General features: G+C 73.5%; 9 protein-coding genes and 2 pseudogenes. 5 read left to right on the forward strand and 6 right to left on the reverse strand.

The genetic code is table 11. From position 1 onward, the window contains the following. A pseudogene (locus tag TA90_RS07125) lies at positions 1 to 985 on the forward strand (preprotein translocase subunit SecA); the annotation flags it as partial. 46 nt (positions 986 to 1031) lie between these two features. On the opposite strand, the gene TA90_RS07130 reads toward TA90_RS07125, so the two are convergent. Both TA90_RS07130 and TA90_RS07135 read right to left on the reverse strand, forming a co-directional pair. Beyond that, a complete protein-coding gene (locus TA90_RS07130) occupies positions 1032 to 1511 on the reverse strand; it encodes an Rv3235 family protein (RefSeq protein ID WP_052450621.1) in 480 nt (159 codons plus the stop codon). Continuing rightward, positions 1511 to 2359, reverse strand: a complete 849-nt coding sequence (locus TA90_RS07135) for a LysM peptidoglycan-binding domain-containing protein (RefSeq protein ID WP_043535394.1) — start codon at positions 2357 to 2359, stop codon at positions 1511 to 1513. Before TA90_RS07135 ends, TA90_RS07130 begins: the two co-directional genes overlap by 1 nt. A gap of 118 nt (positions 2360 to 2477) precedes the next feature. On the opposite strand from TA90_RS07135, the gene TA90_RS07140 reads away from it, so the two are divergent. Continuing rightward, positions 2478 to 3038: a hypothetical protein gene (locus tag TA90_RS07140; protein WP_043535395.1), complete on the forward strand. Its 561-nt coding sequence runs from the start codon at positions 2478 to 2480 to the stop codon at positions 3036 to 3038. Positions 3039 to 3095: 57 nt separating this feature from the next. Here the strand turns inward: TA90_RS07140 and TA90_RS07145 are convergent, their stop codons facing one another. The 3 genes from TA90_RS07145 to TA90_RS07155 form a co-directional block, all read right to left on the reverse strand. Further along, positions 3096 to 3761, reverse strand: coding sequence for a CueP family metal-binding protein (locus tag TA90_RS07145; RefSeq protein ID WP_052450622.1), 666 nt, complete (start codon positions 3759 to 3761; stop codon positions 3096 to 3098). Between the two features lie 148 nt (positions 3762 to 3909). Then, positions 3910 to 4395 carry a hypothetical protein gene (locus tag TA90_RS07150; RefSeq protein ID WP_043535396.1) on the reverse strand — a complete coding sequence of 162 codons (486 nt, stop codon included), beginning with the start codon at positions 4393 to 4395 and terminating at the stop codon, positions 3910 to 3912. A 32-nt stretch (positions 4396 to 4427) separates the two neighbouring features. Continuing rightward, positions 4428 to 4640 carry a helix-turn-helix domain-containing protein gene (locus tag TA90_RS07155; RefSeq protein ID WP_043535398.1) on the reverse strand — a complete coding sequence of 71 codons (213 nt, stop codon included), beginning with the start codon at positions 4638 to 4640 and terminating at the stop codon, positions 4428 to 4430. A gap of 149 nt (positions 4641 to 4789) precedes the next feature. Here TA90_RS07155 and TA90_RS13210 point away from each other — a divergent pair, with 149 nt between their 5' ends. The 3 genes from TA90_RS13210 to TA90_RS07170 all read left to right on the forward strand — a co-directional run bounded on the left by TA90_RS13210 (position 4790) and on the right by TA90_RS07170 (position 7347). Further along, positions 4790 to 5416: a hypothetical protein gene (locus TA90_RS13210; protein ID WP_147513418.1), complete on the forward strand. Its 627-nt coding sequence runs from the start codon at positions 4790 to 4792 to the stop codon at positions 5414 to 5416. Further along, positions 5413 to 6729 carry a CpaE/TadZ family protein gene (locus tag TA90_RS07165; RefSeq protein WP_147513419.1) on the forward strand — a complete coding sequence of 439 codons (1317 nt, stop codon included), beginning with the start codon at positions 5413 to 5415 and terminating at the stop codon, positions 6727 to 6729. Before TA90_RS13210 ends, TA90_RS07165 begins: the two co-directional genes overlap by 4 nt. A gap of 114 nt (positions 6730 to 6843) precedes the next feature. Then, the gene (locus TA90_RS07170; protein ID WP_052450625.1) at positions 6844 to 7347 is read left to right on the forward strand and encodes a DUF6912 family protein; all 504 of its coding nucleotides are present in this window, start codon (positions 6844 to 6846) and stop codon (positions 7345 to 7347) included. A 269-nt stretch (positions 7348 to 7616) separates the two neighbouring features. On the opposite strand, the pseudogene TA90_RS07175 reads toward TA90_RS07170, so the two are convergent. Then, positions 7617 to 8389: pseudogene (locus tag TA90_RS07175) on the reverse strand (inositol monophosphatase family protein); the annotation flags it as partial.

The following is an 8389-nucleotide window of genomic DNA, read 5'->3' on the forward strand; positions in this document are numbered from 1 at the left end:
CGACGACGTGATGACGGGGCAGCGCGAGCTGGTCTACGCCCAGCGCCGCCAGGTGCTCGAGGGGGCGGACCTCAAGGAGCAGATGACGTGGTTCATGGAGGGCCTCGTCTCATCCCTGGCCACGCAGTACACGCAGGACTCCTCCGCCCTCGAGTGGGACCTGCCCGAGCTGTGGGGCGCCCTGCGCAGCTACTACCCACCCTCGGTCACCCCCGACGAGGTCGAGGAGGCCCACGGCGGTCACGGGTCCCTGACGCGTGAGGACCTCGTCTTCGAGCTCTCGGGGGACATCAAGTCGGTCTACGCGGAGAACGAGCTGGCCCTGGACGCCAACCCGCTCGCCCAGCAGCAGCTCGGTGAGGAGCCGATGCGCACCCTCGAGCGTCGTGTGCTCATCGCCACCGTCGACCGTCTCTGGCGCGAGCACCTCTACGAGATGGACTACCTCAAGGAGGGCATCGGGCTGCGCGCGATGGGCCAGCGTGACCCGCTCGTCGAGTACAAGGACGAGGGCGCCCAGATGTTCCAGTCCATGATGGAGCGCATCCGCGAGGAGTCCGTCCAGCAGGTCTTCGCCTACTCCCGCCAGTTCGCCCTGGCCCTGGAGAAGGCCGGGGAACTGCAGGGCTCCTCCGCGACGGTCGGAGCGGCCGAGAGGGTCGTCCAGGCATCCGTCGACGCCGCCGAGGAACGTGCGGAGGAGGCCGTCGAGGCGGCGGCCGAGGAGGTCGCGACCGCGGAGGCCACCGCCCGGGCCGCGGCCGAGGAGCAGCGCCAGCAGGAGTCCGCGGCGCTGGCCCGTGCCGCGTCCGTGATGGGCAATGTCGGGCGGGAGAAGCGCCAGACACGTCTGCGCTACACGAGCTCCGACGGTGAGGAGGCCCCGGCCGGCGGCGCCGGTGGTGGTTCCTCGGCGGGTTCCACCGGCGGGACGAACCGCGCCCAGCGCAGGGCCGCGGCGAAGAAGTCGAAGAAGCGCCGCTGAGGCGTGTGCGGGTGCGGTGGGGCACGTGCCCCACCCCACCCGCCCCTCACGCCACGTCCAACGCGGTCGCCAGCCACCTCCCGCGGAACTCCTCCAACCGGACGGCGACCGCCCGGGCCCGCGATCCGGTCGCCACCACCACTGACACCTCCACCGCCCCGGAACGGACCTCGCAGGCCCGGGCCGAGAGCACCCGGCAGGAACCGGCACGGATCCTCGCCCCTGCCGCGAGCGGGACCACGGCCCCCAACTCCTCGTAGAGGCCCGGCACCACCCACCGGCGCAGCTGGGGCAGCGGCCTGAGCCCGAGGAGGATCTCGACGACGCCGCGGGCCAGTCCGGCCGCCCAGGCCTCCGGGTCGGGAGGCGGCCGGCGGGGGAGGGGATTGAGGGGATCGGGACGCAGGCGCTCCTCGATGTCCCCCACGTCGCCCGGCTTCATGTCGCGACGCATGTCCCAGCGGATGTGGGCGTCCCCGCGCCGGGAGTGCCTCGTTCCCGCGCGTGCCGCGCCGACGGCGCCCATCACGCGCCCCCGGGGATGACGAGTTCGGCACCGGGGTGGATGAGGTCGGGGTCGTCCCCGATGACCGCGATGTTCGCGGCGTGGATCCTCGGCCACAGCGAGGCGACGCGATCGGGACCCGCGTCCGGACCGAGGTGCTCGGCGGCGATCGACCAGAGGCTCTCCCCGACGGAGACGACATGACGCGAGCCGCGGGAGCTCCCCTCCCGCGCCGGGAACGTCGTGAGCGCGGTGGTGGTCGCGGTGGCCGGTGGCGAGGGGACGGAGGCGTCCGCGGTCCCGGTGGCGGCCCCCCACCCGAGGTCCTCCGGAGGCCCGTCCCCCGGAGCCTCAGCCGAGGACACGGACGGGGACGCCGTGAGGGGATGGGCCCAGGCCCGTGGGGCCGAGGCCATTGCTCCCGACCCCACCGAGAGCACGAGACCTGTCCCGAGTGCGGCCGCGGCGCTGCGGCGCGCGAGCAGTGAGCGGGAGTGGGAGGACCCCAGGGTCTCCACCAGGCCGGAGAGCGCCCGGGCAGCCCGTCGGGGCAGGTGCCGACTGGTGGCGAGGAATGCCGTGACGAGGAACAGGAGGTTCCACCCGAGCAGGACCGCGCCCGTCGCGCACAGCAGGGCGACCGGGCCCAGGACCGGGTCGGAACGCAGGACCTCGAGGTCCCATCGGGTGGGTGCGATGAGCAGTGCCGCGAGCGCCGGTGCCCCCAGGAGGGCGAGCAGGTGCTCGGCGGCCCGACTCCCCGGCGGTGGGGGGTGGGTGGGGGCCGTGCCCCGTGTGGTCCCGCGGTCCGTCGGTGGGTGCGGGGCACCCGCGTGTGCCCCGCTCGTGTGTCCGAATCCAGTCGACATGCTTCCAGTCCTCCCAGACAGAGCCAGATGGTGTCAGTGCGTGTCGAATGAGCATGGACCATGGAGGATCTGGGGTCAAGGGGTCGTCCGGGACGGTGGACTGTGTGAGACTCGGGCGATGGACCTCGAACTTTTCCTGGCCGACCTGGCCGGGCGTTTCGACGCCCACCGCCGCGACGAGGTCGACGCATTGGTCGGTGAGCTCACGGACGCCGAGCGTGCCGGGGTGACGTTCTCCTCGCGGATGGTCGCCATGCGGGGGACCGAACTGACCGTCCTCGTCCGCGGGGGTGAACGCCTCACGGGGGAGGTGGTGGACGTCGCGGAGTCGTGGGTGCTCCTGCGGACACGCGGGGGTGACTCGCTGGTGCCCACGGCGGCCGTGGTCGCGGCGTGGCCCATGGGGGGCGCGGTGGCGGGCGGTATCGGCTTCGGGGACACCGTGGGGCTGGACCACGTGCTCAGGGAGGCGGCCGACCAGGGGCTGGGGGTGGTCATCGACCATGATGCGGGTCTTCACCAGGGTGTGGTGGGTGCCGTGCTCGCCGACCACTTCGACCTCGAGCCGGACCCTGGTGCCACCGCCGGGGACCTCCGTCACCGGAGCGGAGGCGTGGCCGTCGTCTCCCTGTCCCTGGCAGGGGTCCGCAGGATCCGCCTGATGGGGATGTTGGCGTGAAGGGTTCCGGGGGCCGGGGAGGACGGATCCCCCCCCGGCCCCCGGTGTGGTGTCCCCTCAGCCCAGCTGCAGGGTCGTCAGGCAGGTGGCGTCCTCGTCGCCGCCGGTCGAGAACTGCGTCGTCGCGGAGCGCCCACCGGCCTCCACGCTCAGCGTCGCGTCCTGGATGCCGCGGGGCAGCCACAGGCCGACGAAGCCGTTGTCGTGGGTCCGCAGGTCGGCATCCACGAGGACCTCGCCCGTCGCCCCGTCCGTGACCCGCACGTGCACCGTGGTGTCGCGCAGTTCACCGGTGCAGGTGGTGAGGCTGTGGAAGAAGCAGTCGTGCGTGCCGGTCACCCACGGGGCCACCGACAGGTAGAAGCGGTCCTCGGGCAGGGGCAGTGAGGCCTGTCGGCCCTGGTCGTCGGAGACCAGCAGCTCCCGGGGGCGCACGGAGGCGGTGAGCCCCTCCGGACGTTCGTCCAGTGGTTGGGAGTCGAGGGTGTCGATGACCTCCACGACATCGGTCGTGGTGATGCCGTGGGAGGAGAGGATCGTGCCGGCCGTGACGGCGTCGGTGGTGGCGCCGGCGGTGGCCGGGGTCCCGGGGGTCGGGTCCCCCGACGCCGCCGCACCCGTCGTGCAGGAGGAGAGCGCCAGGGGGAGGGCGAGCGCCGCCGCCAGGAGGGCTCCCGTGCGTCGGAGGCGGGCAGGGCGGGTCGTGGTACGGGGTGTGTCCATCGGAGTTCCTTGTCAGTCGTGGTGTGGGGGACGCGGCGCGTCCCCGGTGTCCCGGAGCAGGTGGCACGGTGCGGAGGAGTCGGCCCGTCGCCGGGGTCCCCGCTGGGGGAGGACCCGCAGAGGGGCAGGCACGTGACCACCGTGGGACTCAGGTCCGACAGACGCAGAGGACGAGGAGGGAGGGTGTCCGCACCCGTCCGCGGGTCGACGGGAGGGGACCGGAGTGGGTGGGCAGGCCGCGCAGTGGTGCCCGCAGGGCGCGCAGCGCAGGCGGGACGGCGGCGGTGAGGGCCAGGACGAGGAACAGGGCGCACACCATGACGGCGTCCGAGTGGTCCCCCGCGCATCCGGTGCACTCCGCACCGTCGTGGTGCGCGGCCGGGGCGGGCAGCGGGGCCCGCGCGTCGTGTGGGGCCCGCGCGTCGTGTGGGGCCTGCGCCTCGTGTGCGGCCTGCGCAGCCACCCCGGACGGGAGGCCAGCGTGCGCCACCTCGACGGAGGGGCCCGTCGGACCGAGGGAGTGCATCGAGACGAGGGCGAGGACGGCCAGGAGCACCAGGGCTCCGCCGACCAGTCCGGAGCGCAGCGCTGTCCAGGTGTGGCGTGCCCGTCGGTGTCCGGGTGCGTGGCTCATCGGTCCTGGTCCGGTCGGTGCGGGAGCGCGGATCAGTCGGCGGTGTGGGCGTGGGTGCGCTCGCGGGCGAGCGCGTACTGGTCCTGGATGTACTGCTCGAGGGCTGAGGACTCCACGCGCCAGACCTTCTTGCCCCCCACCTGGATCGCGGGCAGTTCACCGGAGGTGACGAGTGCCCGGGCCGCGGACATGGTCAGGTTGAGTGTCTTGGCGACATCCGCGAGGGTGAGGAAGCGAGGGTCCATGGCACCATGATGCCATTCGGTGTCAGTCCGTGTCACGGGAGCCCGTTCGTGTGTGGACCCGCCCGGTCCGCGCCGGGTCCGTGTCCGGGACGCGACCGCTCCCTGTGGACGAGGTTCACAAGTGGGACGACATTGGGCATGATGTGTCAGTGGTCACATTGAAGCGGTCGGTGGTCGCGAGGAGGCGACCCGGGGTCTGGAGGGACCCCCGTTTCGTGGTGGGCGTCGTCCTGATCGTCGTGTCCGTCCTCGTGTGCACCCTCCTGGTGGACCGGGCGAGGGGCGGCACGCGGCACTACCAGGTGACCCGGGCAGTGGCCGTCGGCGAGGCGGTCGACGCGACCAACACCCGCATGGTCGAGGTGCGCACCGCCTCGGACGCCTACCTCCCCCATGGGGACCTGCCCGAGGGAGCCGTGGCGACCCGCTCGATGGACAGTGGTGAGCTCGTGGCGCGAGCCGCGGTCTCCACACAGGTCGACACCTCCTTCAGGAGGCTCATGGTGACCGTCTCCTCCGGCCTGCCCGACTCGGCCACACCGGGGACCCGACTGGAGCTGTGGTTCGTGCCGACCTCCCGCGCCGGCACCGGGCAGCAGGCCCCACAACTCGTCGCCGGGGAGGTCACCTTGGTGAGGGTCTCCGAGGCCACCGGGGCGATCGTCAGCCAGGGGGGCACGCGGATCGAGGTGCGTCTCCCGGTCGCAGACCTGCCGGCCGTCCTCCAGGCGACGGGAGGGGACGGTGTGGTGACCGCCGTCCCCGTGGGCGGATGAGCGCGCGCCGGGGCGTGGCGATCCTCGCCCCCGCGGAGTTCGAGGGCGCCCTCGTCCAGGCGATCGATGCGGAGGCCGGGCCGCTGGTCGTGGTGAGGCGGTGTGCGGACCTGGCGGAGGTCCGCGCCGCCGCGCGGGCCGGACTCGCCGGGCTGGGGGTCGTGGACGGCGAGGACCCGGACCTCGACGCCGTGGTCGTCGAGGAGCTCCACGAGGAGGGCATGGCGGTGCTCGTCCTCGCCGGTCCCCGGGAGGTCGGGCCCCTGTGGGCGATGGGAGCCGATGCCGTCGTCGGGCCCGGACACCCCCAGGAGGTCGTGCAGGCACTCCTCGACCTCGTCGAGTCGGCCTCCCTCCCCGGGGCACAGCCGGGCGGCGGGCACACGACCGCGACGGGGGAGGTCGGTGCGTCCGTCTCCCCCGCCGGCACGACGGTGCCGCCCGGAGCGCCGACGGGGGAGCCGGGGGAGCCGGAGGGGACGGGTCAGCTGCTCGCCGTCTGGGGGACCTCCGGGGCACCCGGCCGGTCCACGGTGGCCCTGAACCTCGCCTCGGTCCTGGCACGGGGGAGGAAGGTGGTCCTCGTCGACGCCGACACCTCCTCGCCCTCCCTGGCGCACATGCTCGGCCTGCCGGTGGACGCCCCGGGTCTGGCGGCTCTCTCCCGTTTCGCGGCACGGGGCGCGCTCGGCGAGGAGGAGGCGGGCCGCGCCCTCGTCCCCGTCTCGGACGGGCTCGCGGTGCTCACCGGGCTCTCGGTGCCCCAGAGGTGGAACGAGGTCTCCCCGGAATCGGTGCGCGCCGTGCTGGAGGTCCTGGGCCGGATCGCGGACCTCGTCGTCGTCGACCTCCCGGCGGGGACACTGGACCCGGTGCCTGCGCGCACACGTCAGCGCGGGAGTCGTGACGAGGTGGTCGCGGCAGTGCTGAGGGTGGTCGGGTCCGCCCTCGTCGTGTGCCGCGGCGATCCGGTGGGCATCAACCGGCTGGCGCTCTCCCACCAGTGGTGGGAGGAACTCGGCGCGCCCTCCTCCCCGGTGGTCGTGGCGAACCAGATCTCGAGGGAGGCCTCGGGGCGACGCCCGGCGACCGCCGTCGCACATGCTGTCTCGGTGGTCCTGCCCGACCGGCGCGTCCACCTCGTGCCCCGCGACGAGGCGGTCCCGGCGGCACTCCTCCGCGCGGGTCCGGTCGTGGACCTGTCCCCCGGGTGCGAGGCGTCCCGAGCCCTGGTCGCCCTCGCGGAGGACGTGGGGGGTGTCGGTGGGGGTGGTGCCGGGCGTGCGGGACGACGAGGGCGGGTCCGGGGCTGAGGTCCGCGGCGGGGCAGAGGTCAGGGGAGGGACCCGACCTCCCGCACGTCGGGTGGCACCGGAGCCGTCAGGGGCTCCGGGGACCGTCGGTGGGCGGTGTGCGACACTGACGCCATGCGCGTGTACATCCCGGCCATCAGTTCGGACCTCGTCGACGACCGGCCCCCGATGGCCAACGCCTTCACCGCGGTCGTCCCGGAGGGGTCGACGGCCGAGGACGCGGAGGTCCTCGAGGACGCCGCCCAGACGGAGGCCGCCCTCTCATCCCTGATGAGGCTGCGCGACGCCTCGGGACCCGAGGCCAGACGGAGGATCGTGCTCGCCGCGGAGGCCGACGCCCACACGGTGGCGGTCGTGGATCCCGCGGACGCGACCTCGCAGATCGCGGAGGTCGCGCCCGGTCAGCTCGCCTGGCAGGACGTGCGCGCCATCCTCGTCGACAACCCGGACGCGGAGGAGGCCGTTGCGGCCGTCATCGCGGCCGAGGACCAGGACGGGGCGGACGAGGCCGTCGCCTCGCTGTGGGAGCACGCCCTCGAGTGGTTCGACATCTCCGAGCGTGAGTACCTCGTGGCACCGCGCCGTCCCTCCTCGCAGGGGCCCGCCGCCGGCGAGTGAGCACGACCAGCTGCCGGTGTGGTGGCCCGGGGACGGGAGGGGACTCCCGGCAGGGGAGAGCGGACCTCACGCCCGGAAGTGAGCGGACCTCGGCGGGGGTGGGGGAGTCAGGAGCCGGCAGGGGCGGTGTCGTGCCCGTCGGTGGCCCCGTGGCCGTCGGTGACCCCGTGGCCGTCGGCGGCCCCGTCCGCGCCGGTGGTTCCGTCGGCGTCCTCGCCCTGTCCCTGGATCCACTCGACCTCCTCGCTGCGCGGGTCGTCGGGCCAGTCCAGGGCCTCCATCACGGCCTCGTGGAGGAGACCGTTGGTGGCCAGACCACTGCCACCCCAGGGACCGTCGAGGCCGGAGAGGGAGGAGAAGCGACCGCCCGCCTCGGTGATGATGGGGACGAGGGCGGCCATGTCGTGGACCTCGAGCTCGGGCTCGCAGGCGACGTCGACGGCGCCCTCGGCGACCAGCATGTAGCTCCAGAAGTCTCCGAACGCACGGGTGCGCCAGAAGGAGGACTGCATCTCCAGGAACTGTCCGCCACGTCCGTGGTGGAGCCAGCCGTCGAGGGAGGAGTACGACAGGGAGGCCTCGCCCGGGTCGGACACGGAGGAGACCTGCATGCGCTTGGCACGCATGAGGGAGGTGCCCGTCCACGCGCCCTGCCCTTGGGCGGCCCACCACCGGCGCTTGAGGGCCGGGGCCGAGACGACGCCCATGACGACCTCGCCGTCCTCGACGAGACCGATGAGGGTGGCCCACACGGGCACGCCCCGCACGAAGTTCTTCGTCCCGTCGATCGGGTCGATGACCCACTGACGGGTGGAGTGCCCACTGGCTCCGCGCTCCTCACCGAGGACGGCGTCGCGGCCACGTGTGTGGGAGAGCTGGGAGCGCAGGAGGTCCTCCGCGGCGCGGTCCGCGTCGGTCACGGGGGTCATGTCCGGTTTCGACTCCACCACCAGGTCCTGGGCGCCGAAAACGGGAGAGGGTGAGCGCATCCACCTGGTCGGCCAGGACGTGGGCGAGGCGCAGGTCGTCGTTGTAGCGTCGG

This window comes from Actinomyces polynesiensis (genome assembly GCF_000820725.1).
In the GTDB taxonomy this organism is placed as follows: Bacteria; Actinomycetota; Actinomycetes; order Actinomycetales; family Actinomycetaceae; genus Pauljensenia; species Pauljensenia polynesiensis.